Source organism: Peribacillus sp. NPDC096379, assembly GCF_044762875.1.
GTDB lineage: Bacteria > Bacillota > Bacilli > Bacillales > DSM-1321 > Peribacillus.
In genome coordinates this window covers 574,661-590,602 of record NZ_JBIWFD010000002.1, presented here as the reverse complement: position 1 = coordinate 590,602, position 15,942 = coordinate 574,661, and the positions used below count along the sequence as shown (strand labels likewise).

At 38.5% G+C, this 15,942-nt stretch carries 16 protein-coding genes; all 16 read right to left on the bottom strand.

Annotation, left to right across the window (positions count from 1 at the left end; translation table 11 throughout):
* Positions 1-10: 10 nt before the first annotated feature.
* A complete protein-coding gene (murQ, locus tag ACIQZI_RS11875; RefSeq protein WP_403073303.1) occupies positions 11-928 on the bottom strand; it encodes an N-acetylmuramic acid 6-phosphate etherase in 918 nt (305 codons plus the stop codon).
* Between the two features lie 178 nt (positions 929-1,106).
* Complete coding sequence (locus ACIQZI_RS11870; RefSeq protein WP_403073301.1) at positions 1,107-1,406, bottom strand: EscU/YscU/HrcU family type III secretion system export apparatus switch protein; 300 nt, start codon at positions 1,404-1,406, stop codon at positions 1,107-1,109.
* Entirely contained in the window at positions 1,403-3,247 is a 1,845-nt protein-coding gene (locus ACIQZI_RS11865; RefSeq protein WP_403073299.1) for a hypothetical protein, read from the bottom strand. Before ACIQZI_RS11865 ends, ACIQZI_RS11870 begins: the two co-directional genes overlap by 4 nt.
* Positions 3,248-3,459: 212 nt before the next feature.
* The gene (locus ACIQZI_RS11860) at positions 3,460-4,230 is read right to left on the bottom strand and encodes a ribonuclease HII (RefSeq protein ID WP_403073297.1); all 771 of its coding nucleotides are present in this window, start codon (positions 4,228-4,230) and stop codon (positions 3,460-3,462) included.
* A 267-nt stretch (positions 4,231-4,497) separates the two neighbouring features.
* On the bottom strand, positions 4,498-5,367 hold the full coding sequence (gene ylqF / locus ACIQZI_RS11855; protein WP_062181220.1) for a ribosome biogenesis GTPase YlqF: 870 nt from the start codon (positions 5,365-5,367) through the stop codon (positions 4,498-4,500).
* An 18-nt stretch (positions 5,368-5,385) separates the two neighbouring features.
* A complete protein-coding gene (gene lepB, locus ACIQZI_RS11850) occupies positions 5,386-5,940 on the bottom strand; it encodes a signal peptidase I (protein WP_062181223.1) in 555 nt (184 codons plus the stop codon).
* Between the two features lie 482 nt (positions 5,941-6,422).
* On the bottom strand, positions 6,423-6,770 hold the full coding sequence (rplS, locus tag ACIQZI_RS11845; protein ID WP_049680758.1) for a 50S ribosomal protein L19: 348 nt from the start codon (positions 6,768-6,770) through the stop codon (positions 6,423-6,425).
* 129 nt (positions 6,771-6,899) lie between these two features.
* On the bottom strand, positions 6,900-7,634 hold the full coding sequence (gene trmD / locus ACIQZI_RS11840; RefSeq protein WP_062183317.1) for a tRNA (guanosine(37)-N1)-methyltransferase TrmD: 735 nt from the start codon (positions 7,632-7,634) through the stop codon (positions 6,900-6,902).
* Entirely contained in the window at positions 7,634-8,149 is a 516-nt protein-coding gene (gene rimM / locus ACIQZI_RS11835; RefSeq protein ID WP_403073294.1) for a ribosome maturation factor RimM, read from the bottom strand. Before rimM ends, trmD begins: the two co-directional genes overlap by 1 nt.
* A gap of 10 nt (positions 8,150-8,159) precedes the next feature.
* On the bottom strand, positions 8,160-8,546 hold the full coding sequence (locus ACIQZI_RS11830; protein WP_062181230.1) for a YlqD family protein: 387 nt from the start codon (positions 8,544-8,546) through the stop codon (positions 8,160-8,162).
* Between the two features lie 237 nt (positions 8,547-8,783).
* On the bottom strand, positions 8,784-9,014 hold the full coding sequence (locus ACIQZI_RS11825; protein WP_403073292.1) for a KH domain-containing protein: 231 nt from the start codon (positions 9,012-9,014) through the stop codon (positions 8,784-8,786).
* Between the two features lie 9 nt (positions 9,015-9,023).
* Entirely contained in the window at positions 9,024-9,296 is a 273-nt protein-coding gene (gene rpsP / locus ACIQZI_RS11820) for a 30S ribosomal protein S16 (RefSeq protein ID WP_049680754.1), read from the bottom strand.
* 109 nt (positions 9,297-9,405) lie between these two features.
* Positions 9,406-10,746 carry a signal recognition particle protein gene (gene ffh, locus ACIQZI_RS11815; protein ID WP_062181235.1) on the bottom strand — a complete coding sequence of 447 codons (1,341 nt, stop codon included), beginning with the start codon at positions 10,744-10,746 and terminating at the stop codon, positions 9,406-9,408.
* Between the two features lie 12 nt (positions 10,747-10,758).
* Positions 10,759-11,091 carry a putative DNA-binding protein gene (locus tag ACIQZI_RS11810; RefSeq protein ID WP_062181238.1) on the bottom strand — a complete coding sequence of 111 codons (333 nt, stop codon included), beginning with the start codon at positions 11,089-11,091 and terminating at the stop codon, positions 10,759-10,761.
* Positions 11,092-11,359: 268 nt separating this feature from the next.
* Positions 11,360-12,346, bottom strand: a complete 987-nt coding sequence (ftsY, locus tag ACIQZI_RS11805; RefSeq protein WP_403073289.1) for a signal recognition particle-docking protein FtsY — start codon at positions 12,344-12,346, stop codon at positions 11,360-11,362.
* 29 nt (positions 12,347-12,375) lie between these two features.
* Positions 12,376-15,942: a chromosome segregation protein SMC gene (smc, locus tag ACIQZI_RS11800; protein WP_403073287.1), complete on the bottom strand. Its 3,567-nt coding sequence runs from the start codon at positions 15,940-15,942 to the stop codon at positions 12,376-12,378.

The window sequence follows — 15,942 nt, the reverse complement described above, 5'->3', positions numbered from 1 at the left end:
CTAGCCGATTTTAATTTCCGTTAGTATTTTCTTTCATTAATTCCTCGATTGCTGCTTTTAGTTCCCCATGATGTTTATTCAATGTTTCTTGTACGTCGTTTCCCTCTACCCCTGTTACAATTGATAGAATAGCAGTTTTAACAGAACCATATTTCTGTAAAGCATCCTCTGCGTCTGTTATAGTTGCACCTGTTGCTTCTACGACAATAGCCTTTGCCCGTACACGAAGTTTTTCATTGGTTGGTTGCACATCAACCATTAAATTGCTATACACTTTACCTATTTTAATCATGCTGGCTGTTGTAAGCATATTTAACACTAGCTTCTGAGCTGTCCCTGCCTTCATTCGGGTCGAACCAGTAATTACCTCAGGTCCTGCTTCTACAAACATTGATATGTCAGCTACACTTTCCATTTCTGAGTGGGGACTGCAAATAACAGCACCTACAGTTGCTCCTAGTTCTCTCGCTTGTTTCATCGCTGAAATTGTGTAAGGTGTTCGACCGCTGGCAGCAATTCCAATCACACAATCCTTCTCTGAAACATGTAAGTTTTTAATATCTTCTATAGCTTGTTCTTGGTCATCTTCAGCTCCCTCTACCGCCAATTGAAGCGCCTTCAAACCACCGGCAATAAGGCCAACTACAAGACTTGGATCGGTTCCATACGTTGGGGGACATTCTGAAGCATCAAGAACACCCAATCTTCCACTCGTTCCTGCTCCAACATAAATTAGCCTTCCGCCATTTTGAAAAGAATTCACAATTTTATCAACCATATCGGCGATTTCAGGAAGAATAGACTCAACTGCTGCAGGAACTTTTTTATCTTCCTGATTAATCATTTTTATGACATCAATACTGGAAAGTTCATCGATATTCATCGTATTAGGGTTTCTTTTTTCAGTTAAAATATTGTTTAAATTCATCCAATTTCTCCTCCTCTATATTCGTGTAATAAGCAGGTACTTTTAAAAAAATTGATTGGAATATAGTTTTATATGAAAATTTATTCCAATCATTTTTTACATATTCACCAAAATAAAAGAGTCAGACTCCACAACTACAATACACAGCTTATTGTGTATGAAGTGTGAAGTCCGACCCTTACTTTTTATATCCTAAATTATCATTTTTTTGTTTATTCGCTTCTTTATCTGCCTTATATACAAAAGCAAATACTTCCGCAACCGCAATGTATAACTCTTCTGGTATTTTTTTATTTATGTCCAGCTTACCAAGTAGCTCTGCTAATGATGGATCTTCCTGAATCGGGATATTATGTTCTTTGGCCGCTTCAAGAATGTTTTCTGCAACTTTTCCTTTGCCTTTTGCAAGTACTTTCGGGACTGATTCTTTTTTTGCATCGTATTGCAGAGCAATCGCTGCTTTTCGTTTTTCACTCATATTCGTAAATCCAATCCACTATAAGTATCGTTCATATTAATGGCAACTTGTGACTTTTTCTTTAGCTGTGTCTTTCCAGCCTCGTTTTCAAAAACAATACTTGATAACTTATAGTCCATTTCCTCTAAATTTTTCTTTAGCACTTCAATAAATGGCGTCACAAGCATTTCAAGCCGATCAGGATGTTCATGGATAATCGACACGTTAACAACACGATTTTGAACGCCCATATCAATGATTGTTTCTTTAAGAGATTCAAGTTCTAAATAAAAGAGAATTCGGCAATATGCCGGGTCTATCGTACCATCTTTTTTTCTTCTTCCCGTCCACTGCATCGTTAAATCAGTTTGATGTGTCCCCATTGTTAATGGAATTTGCATGAACAGCTGTTGAAGCGGACCATTTTCCTGAGCCAGAATTTGCTGGGCTGTAATTCGTTGAATAGCCTGCTCCGCCGAATTTTTAACGGTCATTGACAGATCCTCCTGCATCAATTTCATTAATAATGGTTTTAGCGTTTCCAATTGATTATCGGATACTTGCTTTTCTGTAGCTAAGACGGATTCAAATCCAAATCCCATTTGAGATATGATCTTTTTGAATGAAGAAGATAACGATCCAGCATTCGAAAAATTGACTACTTTAAAATCGTTTTGTAAAACAGATTTTAATGCAACAGTTTGGGGTTCCGTTGTATCAGTTACGATTTGGTCAGATGTAGCAACTTTTAGTAAAAGTTCACCGATCTTACTGCTTGCCACTTGAACTGTATCTGGATTATTGTTTAATAGCTTTATCACTGGATTTTGTCCTTGGTCAGCACTGATAAAAGCCTTCGCTTCAAAATTTGCATGAACAGCCGACAAGAGCGTTTTTGCAAGTGACGTGATATGTAGGTTTTGTCTTTCTCCAGCATTACGTAATAAACGATTTAATTCACTTAATATATCGTTTGTTTCAGTAGGCTGAATGAGTCCTTGACTGGAAAGATACGATAAACCCTCCCTTACGACAGCTGTTGCATTGCTTCTTCCCGAAGGCATGATTTTGTCTAGAAAAGCAGACAGTAACTCTGATTCAGATACATGATGAGGAATTAACCCAGCATTTTGCAGGAGTGTATAGGCTCCCTCACGGACATGAACAGGAGTTTCAGCTTTTAACCATAGCGAAAGGACCTTTTGCATACCCATTTTTTCCATTAACTCTTGTTTCGGAAGTACAAGAGTTTCTAGTAGTTCTTTTGTTTGCGCCGAAGTAGGCGTGTGTTTTTCACTTTTTAATAGATTCTGAAGAAGAGTTGACAAAATGATATGAAATGGTTTTCCGTTTTCCACAGATTGTAGGGCCATAAATACATCTTTTACAAACGGAAGCTCTTGAACAAGCATCGTTTTAATGATGGTAAGTCCTTGACCTGTTATACTAGAATCCTTAAAAAAACGAAGTGACTCCTCCATAATCTCTTTTGTAATCGGCAATTCATTTTTCAAAAAATAGTCTGCAATGAAGGTTGCTTCTTTGCTCTTGCCCAGAGATAGATGTGTTAGTACTTGTTCTGCCGCCTTACTACTTCCCATCTCACTTGAAGCAATAGCTTCAAGAAGCTTTAAACGGACTTGTCCGTCATCTGGTTGCACTTGAAGCCAATATCTTTCTCCAGCCTTCAAAGGTACATCCAAAGCCGCCATAACCATTTGTGAACCGATTTGTACCGATGCCATATTATTCGGAAACAGCTTTGTCATTTTCCCAAGCAAAATTTGGCCACTATGGAATGTCATTTTCCCTTGAAGCCCATCCACCGGTCTTGTGTGCGTTAGTAATTGAGTCGGTTGCATTATGCCACATCCTAAAACCATTCGTTTTATTTCTAGTACGTGTTCAAAAAGGAAGATAAAAAGTTCAAGGAACACATCTCTGGAACCTTGCGCGTATACAGCAACATTTGTGACTGGACTTACACAGGTTGTGCTGACTTCTATGTTGCGCACAGGACATGCGCGATGACATAATTCTCAAGCTAGTTTACCGAACTCTTTGAATATCCTCTCTAAGACATTTCTTTTACAGGTGAAAAACTCCTCCTATGCCATGGAGTGATCCCAAATTGTTCTAATCCTTCTAAATGCGCTTTCGTTCCATATCCCATATTCTTCTCAAATGCATAGTGTGGGTACTGAACTGCATACTCTTTCATCATTCGATCTCGCGTTACTTTTGCTATGATTGATGCTGCCGCAATTGAGATACTTTTACTATCGCCTTTTATTATCGACAGCTGTGGAACAGGAATTTCAAGTTTCATTGCATCAATTAGTAAATAGTCTGGCAATATACTTAGATTCTTTATCGCCATTAGCATCGCTTTCTTTGTTGCTTCATAAATATTTATTTTATCAATTTCTTCGTTATCTATAATACCTGTACCAATTGCCACCGCTTGATCGCGGATGATATCAAAATAATGATTTCGCTTTGTTTCGGATAACTGCTTTGAATCAGTAAGACCTAGACAGTAAAAGTCTTCCGGTAGGATCACAGCACAAGCGACAACAGGTCCGGCGAGTGGCCCGCGACCTACTTCATCAATTCCAGCAACAATTGAGAAACCTTGTTTTCTAAGTTCAGTTTCATTTGTACACATTTGTTTAAATGCTTTTTGTAAATGGAGCTCTTTTTGATAATGATTGTTCCATTTTAGTAAAAGATCACTCACACCTTTTCGATCATCCATTTTACATTGATCAAGGAAAAGATCACTGGGTTCTTTAATTGTAGATAGTCTTTCGGCAATGTCCTTTATTTTCATATTCTTTGTCATTTTTTTCACCTTTGTGTTATTTATCGGCATCTTCATAATACTTTTTATAATCTGTAATACAAAACTTGTATGGCGTTAAAACGCCACCTAATCGCAATGATAGCGGTGCGGAGCCGAAATTTTGAATATTTCTTGATAAAATCAGTATACCCGCTAAGTTGGCTAGATTAGTAAGTCGCGAAGCCTAAGTCCCCATGTCCTCCATACAAAAAAAGCAGGAATTTGCGTCAAACAGTTTGACTGTTTACATGCACTCCTGCTCCTTATTCATTCTTCAGTTTGTTCAGCCATATCACTTGGCTTTTCAAAGGTTAATGGGCCCATTTTTTGAGAACGGATTTCGCGAACAACTAGCTCGGCTGTTTTATCGTAATCGACCATTCCCCCAGCTGCTAAGCATCCTCGGAATTTCCCAATCACATCAAATAGCTCCACTGTTTCTGTGGGAATCACTTCAAGATTATAACGTTCCTTTAAACGTGCAGGATATTCTTTTTCTAAAAAGCGGATACCGTATAGAGATATTTCATGTAGATTTAATAAAGTATCTTTAATGGCACCTGTCAACGCAAGCTTCATGCCGACTTCTTGATCCTCAAATTTTGGCCATAATATACCTGGTGTATCCAATAACTCAAGCTCTTTACCAACCTTAATCCACTGCTGTGCTTTCGTTACACCTGGTGTATTACCCGTTTTAGCAATGTTTTTCTTCGCTAATCGATTAATAAGCGTCGACTTTCCAGCATTTGGAATACCGACGATCATGGCACGAATCGCTCTTGGCTTGATTCCCTTTGCTTTCATACGGTCAAATTTATCTTTCAGCAGCTCTTTTGATGCCGCGGTAATTTGCCCAAGACCTTGTCCTTCTTGCGAATTAATGGCAATGGCCTTTTTTCCTTGTGATTGATAATATGCGAGCCATTCCTTCGTTCTGGCTGGGTCTGCCATATCAGCTTTATTTAATAAAATAACTCTTGGCTTATGCTGAATAATTTCATCTATCATCGGATTTCTCGATGCTAGCGGGATTCTTGCATCCACTAATTCGTAAATAATATCAACTAATTTTAGTTTTTCCGTTACTTCTCTTCTCGCTTTGGCCATATGGCCTGGGAACCACTGTATCGTCAATGGAATCCACCTTCCTAACTATTCAACCAATCTAAATCTGTTAATTGGCCAATATACTAATTTTGTTTTGCCTACCACCTTATCAAATGATACATATCCAATATACCGGCTATCTTTACTTGCGCGTCTATTATCACCCATTACAAAGAGATGCCCCTTAGGTACTGTGTCACTATTGGTAATATCCATTAAGGTAAATGATTCTGTTAACGGACCGCCATCTGTCAGCTGCTTCTTATATTCATCTAAATACGGCTCAGGATAAGCTTTTCCATTCACATATAAGGTATCATCGTTATATTCAACTTTATCTCCTGGAAGACCGATTATCCGCTTTATATAATCTTTACCTTCTGGAGCATGAAAAACGATAATATCAAAGCGATCTGGATCGCTTATTTTGTAATTGAATTTATCGACAATCATTCGTTCTTGTGTATCCAAAGTAGGAGCCATAGAATATCCATCTACAACGATCGGTGCAAATAGGAAATAACGAATGACTACCACAAGAAGAACAGCAATCAAAATCGCTTTTGTCCATTCCCAAATCTCATTCTTTTTCTTTGCCACAATAATCCTCCTTGCAGTGAAGCACTTCTCATTTCACTAGAATATAGGGGATAAGGAAAACTACTAGGTATCTTATACGAGGTCTTTCTCACTTCGGGTACAAAAAAGGAGCCTGATAAACAAGCTCCTAATTTCACCCGCATTAACGGTCGTTTCCTCTATCTAAGCCCAAAGAAGCATGATGAGGATCAACTATCCGTAAAAGCCCAATCGGTTCAACTGACCATCGGTGGACCTAATCCCCACCGACGGATGTCTTACCTTATAGAGGATGTTCAAAAAGTCCGGTAAAAATAGCTGTCGAATTGCATCAAAGCTCTGTCTCTTCGGTCCTCACGTATTACTACATACGCTCCGGTCCTCTCAAGATTCGCTCCTCGAACTTCTCGGCTCTTCTTATCCTTCTTTTTGAACACGCACTTATATACTGTTTCTGTTAAGTTCAATCCTGTTAACACGCAAAATCAATGAGATTATGCTGATTAGCGGCGCATCTCTTTAATACGTGCTTTTTTACCACGAAGCTCACGTAGGTAGTAAAGTTTAGCACGACGGACTTTACCGAAACGAACTACTTCTAATTTAGCTACTTTTGGTGAGTGTAAAGGAAATGCACGCTCAACACCAACACCGTACGAAATTTTACGTACTGTGAAAGTTTCGCTGATTCCACCACCGCGGCGTTTAATTACAACACCTTCAAATAACTGGATACGTTCGCGAGTTCCCTCAACTATTTTTACGTGTACACGTACAGTGTCACCAGGACGGAACGCTGGAAGATCAGTACGAAGTTGTTCTTTAGTAATTTCTTGAATAAGTTGTTGCATGTTTATCTACTCCTCCCGGATGCTCTTGCCAACATTAGCGTTGCAGCGGAACATCGTTATAAGACTGAACATTATTGCTCAAGTCACGAAAAATATCATATCATAATATTAGAAGAATTACAAGTGTCGTCATTTTTCCTTTTGAATCTCTGCTAATAATTTTTTCTCACTATCATTTAATGAGTAGTTTTCTAACAAATCAGGACGGCGATTCCACGTTCTTCGCAGTGTTTCCTTTGTTCGCCACTCATCAATTTTCTTGTGATTTCCGGAAATAAGCTCGTCCGGTACTTTCATACCTCTAAAATCTGAGGGTCTTGTATAATGCGGATGCTCTAGCAAGCCTGTGGAAAAAGAATCATGGACTTGTGAGTCTTCATTTCCAAGCACACCTGGCAATAGCCGAACAACACTGTCAATAACGACCATTGCCCCCAGTTCACCACCGGTTAGTACATAGTCGCCAATTGAAATTTCATCTGTTACGACATGTTCTCTAATTCGTTCGTCGTACCCTTCGTAATGACCGCAAATGAAAATGAGATGATCTTCTTTCGCCAATTCTTCTGCCTTCCTTTGATCATAGCGTTCCCCTTGTGGGCAAAGAAGAATGACTTTTGGTTTTGTCTCGGATTGAGCGCTTAAAGCATCAACTGCATCAAAAATCGGTTGCGGCTTCAAAACCATGCCAGCTCCACCGCCATATGGATAATCATCTACAGTCGAATGCTTATTATCGGCATACTCACGAAAGTTTGTTACTTGAAAGGTTACGGCATCTTTCTCGCTAGCTTTTTTCAATATCGAAGAACCGAAAACACCTTCGAACATTTCCGGAAATAAGGAGAGGACATCAATTTTCATCAATCAAGCAGCCCTTCCATAGGAGTAATGATGATCTTTTTGTTAGCTATATCCACTTCTTTTACAATTTGTTTGATATAAGGGATTAAGATGTCTTTCCCTTTTTTACCTTTCACAACCCAAACATCATTAGCACCAGGTGTTAAAATTTCATGAATTTGGCCAATTTCTTCACCAGCATCTGTGAAAATCATACACCCAATAATTTCATGAAAATAAAATTCATTTTCATCTAGCTGACCAAGCTGTGTTTCTGGCACTTTTAATATCCCATCTCTTAAAGACTCAGCCATGTTTACATTGTAATATCCTTCAAAGGTCAACAAATCAAAATTCTTATGTTTACGATGGCTCTCAATTGTGAGTGCCATCGGTTTATCATTTCCTTTGAATAGATGTAAAACGTTTTTGGGCTTGTAACGCTCTTCTGCAAAGTCCGTTTTAGATATGACTCGGACTTCTCCTTTGATTCCATGTGTATTTACAATTTTCCCTACATTAAACCAATTTTCCATACTATCACCTCTAACGGATTTCAGAGACAACTCCATCCTTTATCACAATCGTTTTTGTGTGTATGATTTCATCCCAGTTGTCGCCTATTTCTACACTTACAATACCTTGGATTTCACGTTCTTTTAATTCGCTTCCAATTGGTAATATTTCCAATTGTTCGATTTGAAATTCTATTAGTTTAATTTTATCTTGTCGTTGATTGACTTCTTTTTCGAAGTGGGTACGAAGACTCGCTGGTTGAAAATTTCTCGTCTTCTCTAATTTCTTCAATTCAAAGCGCAATTGTTCCGATTCTTTTTGAAGTTGAAGACGTTTTGATTTGTACTTTTCAAGGAGTTGATTCTTGCTGGTCTCTGTTAATACTTGATTAACCATGACTGATTTGATAATTTTCATTCCAGCGCCTCCTACATGTTTGTATTTCTTTCATGCTAAACCCTTACAATGTGATATCTATAAGTTATTCAGCATTTGCGTTTTTGTTCTATATGTAAGATTAAACAACTTTTAATATGCATGCTTTATTATACCCAATATGTAACGATGATTTCATTGATTTGGATTTACGGCGAGTATATTTCTAGAGTGGTACTATTTTTTTATTACAAAAAAAGGAGGGGTATTAACCCTCCCTTATTCGGAAATCTCCAAATAGATTTTCTTATGCTGTGAGGATCCTGCTGCATATACCACAGTCCGAATCGCCTTAGCTACACGCCCTTGTTTTCCGATGACTTTCCCCATATCCTCCTTATGAACAGAGAGGGTGTAAAGGATTCGGTCATCTTCTTCCCGAGACATTACTTGAACATCTCTCGGATGATCGACAAGAGCTGAAACAATTGTTTCAATTAAGTCTTTCATCTAGGAAAATTACTTACCTAGTTTTGCATTGTGGAATTTCTCCATAATGCCTTGGTTTGAGAATAAGTTACGTACTGTATCAGATGGTTTTGCACCGTCTTGTAACCATTTAAGAGCAAGCTCTTCGTTGATTTGAATTTGTGCAGGTTGAGTTACTGGATTGTATGTCCCAACAACTTCAATATAACGTCCATCACGTGGTGAACGAGCATCTGCAACTACGATACGATAGAAAGGAGTCTTTTTAGCTCCCATACGTTTTAAGCGAATTTTTACTGCCATTTTAAATAAGCACCTCCGAATAGTTTCACACAAGATAATATATTATCAAATGTCTAGCATGTTTGTAAAGGTTTTTTTCTTAACAGACGTGTGTAATCTGTTAAAAACTTTACATGAATGGGAGTTTAAATCCCTTTTTCTTGCCTTTAGGCATGTTTGTAAATTGTTTCATCATCTTCTTCATGTCCTCAAACTGCTTAAGTAAGCGATTTACTTCTTGAATCGATCGTCCACTTCCCTTAGCAATTCGTTTTTTCCGACCTGAATTGATGACTTCAGGATGTTCTTTTTCTTGAAGTGTCATCGAGCGAATAATCGCTTCGACATGACCAATTTGCTTTTCATCAATAGAAAGATTATCCATTCCTTTGATCTTGTTTGCTCCAGGGAGCATTTTCAGTAAATCGTCAAGCGGACCCATATTTCTCACTTGGCCAAGTTGCTCGAGGAAATCATCGAACGTAAAAGATGCTGTTCTCATTTTTTTCTCAAGTTCTTTAGCTTTATCCTCATCGACGTTCATCTGTGCTTTCTCGATTAAAGTTAGTACATCTCCCATACCGAGAATCCTTGAAGCCATTCGTTCTGGATGGAACGCCTCTAGTGCATCCATTTTTTCACCCATTCCGACAAATTTAATCGGAGTATTTGTAACCGAACGAATAGATAAAGCTGCTCCACCTCGTGTATCCCCATCTAACTTCGTCAATACAACACCAGTCAAACCGAGCTGTTCATTGAAGCTTTGGGCGACATTGACAGCATCCTGACCAGTCATCGCATCAACAACTAGAAAAATCTCATCAGGCTTCGTCAAATCTTTAATGTCCTTCAATTCATCCATTAAGTTTTCATCAATATGAAGTCGTCCAGCTGTATCAATCAGCACATAATCATGATGATCTTCTTTCGCCTTTTCGATCGCCTGTTTTGCTATTTCAACAGGGCTGACTTGATCACCAAGGGAGAAAACAGGCATATTAATTTGTTTACCAAGTGTTTCTAATTGTTTGATTGCTGCTGGACGGTAAATATCAGCTGCAACGAGCATAGGCATTCGATTGTATTTCTTTCTTAAAAGATTGGCAAGCTTTCCAGTTGTTGTCGTTTTCCCCGCGCCTTGTAAACCGACCATCAAAATAACAGTTGGCGGACGGGTAGACACGGCAATCTTACTTTGTTCGCCGCCCATCAGCTCAGTTAATTCCTCTTTAACGACTTTTATGACCTGCTGACCAGGGGTTAAGCTTTTGAGAACTTCCTGGCCTACCGCTCTCTCACTCACACGTTTGACAAAATCTTTGACAACCTTAAAGTTAACATCGGCTTCAAGAAGCGCTAATCTAACTTCGCGCATCATTTCCTTTACGTCCGCCTCGTTAACCTTTCCTTTGCCGCGAATCTTTTGCATGGTGCCTTGCAGTCGGTCGGCTAATCCTTCAAATGCCATACATACCGCCTCCTAATCTAATTTCTCAAGCTCGGAAATCGCTATTATAAGGGTTTCATGCGATAGTGAACCTTCATCCACCATCTTTTTCACCTTGGAAATCCATTCATTACGCTCTTGAAATTTTTGGAATAGCAATAATTTCGCTTCATATTCCTCTAGCATTGCTTCAGTTCGTTTTATATTGTCATAGACTGCCTGCCTGCTTACCTCATATTCATTTGCAATCTCGCCTAGAGAGTAGTCATCCAGATAATAGAGGGACATATAGCTCTGTTGTTTTTCAGTTAACAATGTTTGGTAGAAATCATACAGATAATTAATCCGCATTGTCTTCTCGAGCATAAGTGTAACCCCCTGCCTGTTAAGTGAAAACCCTTTACAAGTTTATAGTTTACCTGCTTATTATTCGGATGTCAAGCTGAAACCTTTACAGAATACAGTTTCTGATTTTTTTTACTTGGTGCAAACGCTACATATATTCTTCCGTTTCAGATTTACCGTTTTTTTTAATAGAAGTTGTTTTCAGAGATGAAATCAACTTCTATTCTTAATGTTTAGGATGTTGCCTCAAAAGAAATTAGCTTATTTATCAGATTATCTAAGTTACGTTCTAGGCTTCTTGTTCGATTACATCAGCGAAAAGTCCGTACACATATTTTTCAGCGTCGAATTCCTGTAAGTCATCCATTTTTTCACCAAGACCGACGAATTTAACGGGAATTTTCAATTCATTGCGAATGGCTAGGACGATACCGCCTTTTGCAGTCCCATCAAGCTTCGTTAATACAATTCCAGAAACATTTGTAGCTTCCTTGAATGTTTTCGCTTGAATTAACGCATTTTGTCCCGTCGTAGCATCTAAAGCAAGCAGCACTTCATGTGGGGCTCCAGGTATTTCTCTTTCAATCACACGCTTTACTTTTTCTAATTCTTTCATCAGGTTTACTTTGTTTTGAAGTCGACCTGCTGTATCACATATTAGTATATCAGCTTTCCTCGCCTTAGCAGATTGAATAGCGTCATACATCACAGCTGCAGGATCAGATCCTTCCCCTTGCTTAATGACTTCAACACCTACACGTTCGCCCCATACTTCCAACTGTTCAATCGCTCCAGCACGGAATGTATCACCAGCAGCAAGCAGAACAGATTTCCCTTCGGACTTAAATTTGTGAGCAAGTTTGCCAATTGTTGTCGTTTTCCCGACACCATTCACACCAACAAATAAAATAACAGTAAGTGCATCCTTTTGCAGATTTAATGTAGATGAGCCTTCATCATCACTGTTATAGATTTCAACCAACTTCTCAGAAATGACAGCCTGTACTTCCTTAGTATCTGAAATATTGCGACGCTTCACTTCCATTTTGAGCTCGTCAATCAATTCCATAACCGTTTCAAAACCAACATCCGCACTAATGAGAATTTCTTCTAGTTCTTCAAAAAACTCTTCATCCACTTTTCTATAACGAGCAACAAGATCATTTACTTTTCCAGCAAATGAATCTCTCGTTTTCGTTAAGCCTTCTTTAAATTTTTCGGAAACTGAATCGGTTTGTGTTGTGAATTTCTCTTTAAGCTTTTTAAAAAAACTCATCTAATCACTTCCTCCATTTATATAAAATACTAAGACTTCACTAATTCTTTCGTTTCTTCCATTCGAACGGATACTAGCTTGGAAACACCTAATTCCTGCATCGTCATTCCATATAGAACATCTGAACTTTCCATCGTCCCTTTTCGATGAGTGATTACAATAAATTGTGTCTCTTCACTAAACTTTTTCAAGAATTGGCTGAACCGGAGAACGTTTGCTTCATCAAGGGCAGCTTCGACTTCATCAAGAATACAAAAAGGAACTGGACGAACTTTTAATATTGAAAACAAAAGGGCAATTGCAGTCAATGCTCTTTCACCGCCCGAAAGTAATGCAAGATTTTGCAGTTTTTTCCCAGGTGGCTGCGCAATAATCTCTACACCTGTTTGTAGAAGGTCATTGGCATCCGTCAACTTAAGCTCAGCCCTACCTCCGCCAAACAGCGCTTTAAATACTGTTTCGAATTGACTTTGAATCGCATAAAAGGTTTCGGCAAACCGCCGTTTCATTTCATCATCCATTTCATCAATCACTTGGAAAAGGGTGTCTTTAGCTGTCTGAAGGTCATCTTTCTGTTCTAAGAGGAATTGATATCGCTCTGCTACCCTATCATATTCCTCGATTGCCCCAAGATTAACCGTCCCAAGCTCTTCCACCGCAAGCTTAATTAATTTAACCTTTTTTTTAGCAATATCTGCCTCAATCGTTAATGGATACTGCTCCAGCGCTCCCTCATAGGAAAGAAAATATTCTTCACGTAAATGATTAAGTCGATTCTCAAGTTCAACATCCAATCTGTTAAGCCGAACTTCTTCATCCTTTACTGCCTCTGCAATTCCTTTATGAACTCGCTTCTGTTCCTTACTCTCACATTCATAATCTTCTAATTGTGATTGTAAATCAACTCTTTCTTTACGTTTCTGTGCAATGAGTTTTATTGCTTCATTTTTATCAACAAGCTTATTTTGAGCAGCTGTTTCTATTATTTCCTCACCGCTTGAACTATCTGTCATCTCACTCGATAATAGAGACAGATCTTCTTGATAATCCGCTACCTTACGGATTTCTTCCATAAGGCTATTGTTAATTCGTGTATATTTTTCGGATTGATTTTGGAGCTGCTCACGCTTTGAAGCAAGCTGCACTTTTACCTCATTTGTTTCTTCAATCAGCGTTTCTTTTGACGTTTGCTGAGACTGTTTTTGCTTACTTAATGAGGAAATTTCTTCATCCAGTTTATTAATTTCAATCAAACATCGATTTAACAGTTCATTTACTTCCTGAAGTCGAGCTGATTTCTGACGAGATTCATCTAAGATAGCTTGCTTGTCCAGGTCATATAAATGCAATCGTTCATTAATATTTCGTTCCTGCAATTCAATTTCACGGATTTCACTTTTGCATAACTGTTCCTTTAAACGGAGTGTTTCCCCAACTTTACGAATTTCTTCGATTTTTTCTTCTTCGACTGAAATATCTCGCTTTTGCTGTTTAACTTGCTGTTCAAGCAAAGCTGTCTTTTCTTCCATTGCCAAAAGCTTCCCATTCAATTCATTAAGCTCATTCTTTCTTGATAAAAGGGATGATTGCTTTTGCTTCACAGCTCCTCCAGTCATCGATCCACCTTGATTGACAATATCACCTTCCAGTGTGACGAAGCGATATTTATAAGAAGTAAGCTTCGCTAGCTCATTTGCACCCTTAAGTTCACTTGTAATGATGACGGTGCCGAGCAAGTTAGCAACTATATTCGAATACCTATTATTGAATTGAACAAGACTTTCAGCTGTCCCAATAAATGAAGGGTGATTGCTCAATAACTGAAGCTGTGAAGGTGAGAGCTCACGCGATTTTATAACAGTTAAAGGCAGAAAGGTCGCTCTACCGTATCCATTTCGTTTCAGATAGCTGATCGCTTGTCTTGCATGATTTTCTGTATCCGTTACGATATGCTGCATGGAAGCTCCAAGTGCCGTTTCTATGGCTTGCTGATATTCTTTAGGCACTTTAATTAACTCAGCAATTGCCCCTTCCACTCCATGTAACGTATCATTCTTCGCTTTTAACACTTCTTTGACACCTTGGAAAAATCCAGCATAATCGTCCTGCATTTCTTCAAGCATATCTTTACGGGACTTGGATTGCTGAAGGAATTGATAGGCCTGATATAGAAGCTTTTCCTGTTTTTGATAGGTTGCTTTAATAGACTCGAGCTTTTTCTGTTCTTCTCGAAAAGAAAAAACATGCTGTTCAATTTGCTGTGTCACTTCATTGAAACCATCGAGACTGATTACTTTCTTCTTTTCAACCTCTGCACGTTCACTGAGATATTTACCGTTTTCCTGATCAAGACGGGCATTTCTCGTTTTCTGCTGATTAAGCTGTTGTTGCAGATGCTGTGTTTCATTTCTTGCAGCAGCTTGCTTATTCAGCCATTCAATGTAGTCACTCTTCAAGGTTTCAATTGTTTCCTCAAGATTTGCGCTCAACAGCCCGATACTTTTTTGTTTTTCATTAAGATCTTTCTGAAGCCCTTTTACATCACTCTCTAAAATCGCTAATACTTTACCTTCACGATCCTTTTCATCTTTTAGAGAAAGAATGCTTTTCTCACCATCTACAATGAATTTCTCAAGTTGATGCTTGTTTTGTGAGGCATTTTTTTTACGTTCTTTTAAAACTTCTTTACGACCTTCAAGTTTTTCAAGCTCCTCACTTGCGTGAAGCAATACCGCCTGAAGTTCATTAACAGACTCATCCAATGCATAAATATGATCACGAATGTTTTCTACATCTGCTTCTTTTTTCTGAAGTGATATTGATAATTCCATTTCCTGATCAGTATGCCGCTTTAACTCTTGAGATAGCCTATTCCATTTTTCATGAAGTGTTTTAATTTCATGAACAGTTAAAGCGACTTCAATTTGTTTAAGATCTTCTTTTTTTTCTAAAAATTCTTTTGCCAGGGAAGATTGAATCTTTAATGGTTCGACCTGCCCTTCCAATTCAGAAAGAATATCCTGTACCCGGGTTAAATTTTCCTGTGTTTCAAATAGCTTATGTTCTGCCTTTTTCTTTCTGGATTTATACTTTAATACACCAGCAGCTTCTTCAATGATGACTCTTCTTTCTTCCGCTTTACTGCTCAGTATCTCTTCGACTTTCCCTTGACTGATGATAGAGAAGGCTTCCTTGCCGAGGCCTGAATCCATAAATAAGTCAATGATATCCTTGAGTCGACAAGATTGATTATTAATCAAAAAGTCGCTGTCACCTGAACGATACACTCTTCTAGTAACACTGACTTCATGAAAGTCGATTGGAAGCGTATTGTTTTCGTTATCTAAGGTTAAAGTTACTTCAGCGAAATTAAGCGCCTTTCTTGAGTCACTCCCAGAAAAAATGACATCCTCCATTTTCGCGCCTCTTAGTGATTTTGCAGACTGTTCACCCAATACCCAACGAACAGCATCAATAATATTACTTTTTCCGCTTCCATTTGGACCGACAATCGCTGTTACTCCCGGCACAAAATCTACGGAAACCCTTTCTGCAAAGGATTTAAATCCCACAACGTCCAATCGTTTGAGGAACAT

What these genes read in the sequence shown, in the direction of transcription:
- ACIQZI_RS11810 (WP_062181238.1), bottom strand. Translation starts at nt 11,091, where the DNA reads ATGCTCGAGAAGACAATGCGGATTAATTATCTGTATGATTTCTACCAA.
- murQ (WP_403073303.1), bottom strand. Translation starts at nt 928, where the DNA reads ATGAATTTAAACAATATTTTAACTGAAAAAAGAAACCCTAATACGATG.
- rimM (WP_403073294.1), bottom strand. Translation starts at nt 8,149, where the DNA reads ATGGAAAATTGGTTTAATGTAGGGAAAATTGTAAATACACATGGAATC.
- rpsP (WP_049680754.1), bottom strand. Translation starts at nt 9,296, where the DNA reads ATGGCAGTAAAAATTCGCTTAAAACGTATGGGAGCTAAAAAGACTCCT.
- trmD (WP_062183317.1), bottom strand. Translation starts at nt 7,634, where the DNA reads ATGAAAATTGATGTCCTCTCCTTATTTCCGGAAATGTTCGAAGGTGTT.
- ftsY (WP_403073289.1), bottom strand. Translation starts at nt 12,346, where the DNA reads ATGAGTTTTTTTAAAAAGCTTAAAGAGAAATTCACAACACAAACCGAT.
- ACIQZI_RS11830 (WP_062181230.1), bottom strand. Translation starts at nt 8,546, where the DNA reads ATGAAAATTATCAAATCAGTCATGGTTAATCAAGTATTAACAGAGACC.
- ffh (WP_062181235.1), bottom strand. Translation starts at nt 10,746, where the DNA reads ATGGCATTTGAAGGATTAGCCGACCGACTGCAAGGCACCATGCAAAAG.
- ACIQZI_RS11870 (WP_403073301.1), bottom strand. Translation starts at nt 1,406, where the DNA reads ATGAGTGAAAAACGAAAAGCAGCGATTGCTCTGCAATACGATGCAAAA.
- ACIQZI_RS11860 (WP_403073297.1), bottom strand. Translation starts at nt 4,230, where the DNA reads ATGACAAAGAATATGAAAATAAAGGACATTGCCGAAAGACTATCTACA.
- ACIQZI_RS11865 (WP_403073299.1), bottom strand. Translation starts at nt 3,247, where the DNA reads ATGCAACCGACTCAATTACTAACGCACACAAGACCGGTGGATGGGCTT.
- rplS (WP_049680758.1), bottom strand. Translation starts at nt 6,770, where the DNA reads ATGCAACAACTTATTCAAGAAATTACTAAAGAACAACTTCGTACTGAT.
- ACIQZI_RS11825 (WP_403073292.1), bottom strand. Translation starts at nt 9,014, where the DNA reads ATGAAAGACTTAATTGAAACAATTGTTTCAGCTCTTGTCGATCATCCG.
- smc (WP_403073287.1), bottom strand. Translation starts at nt 15,942, where the DNA reads ATGTTCCTCAAACGATTGGACGTTGTGGGATTTAAATCCTTTGCAGAA.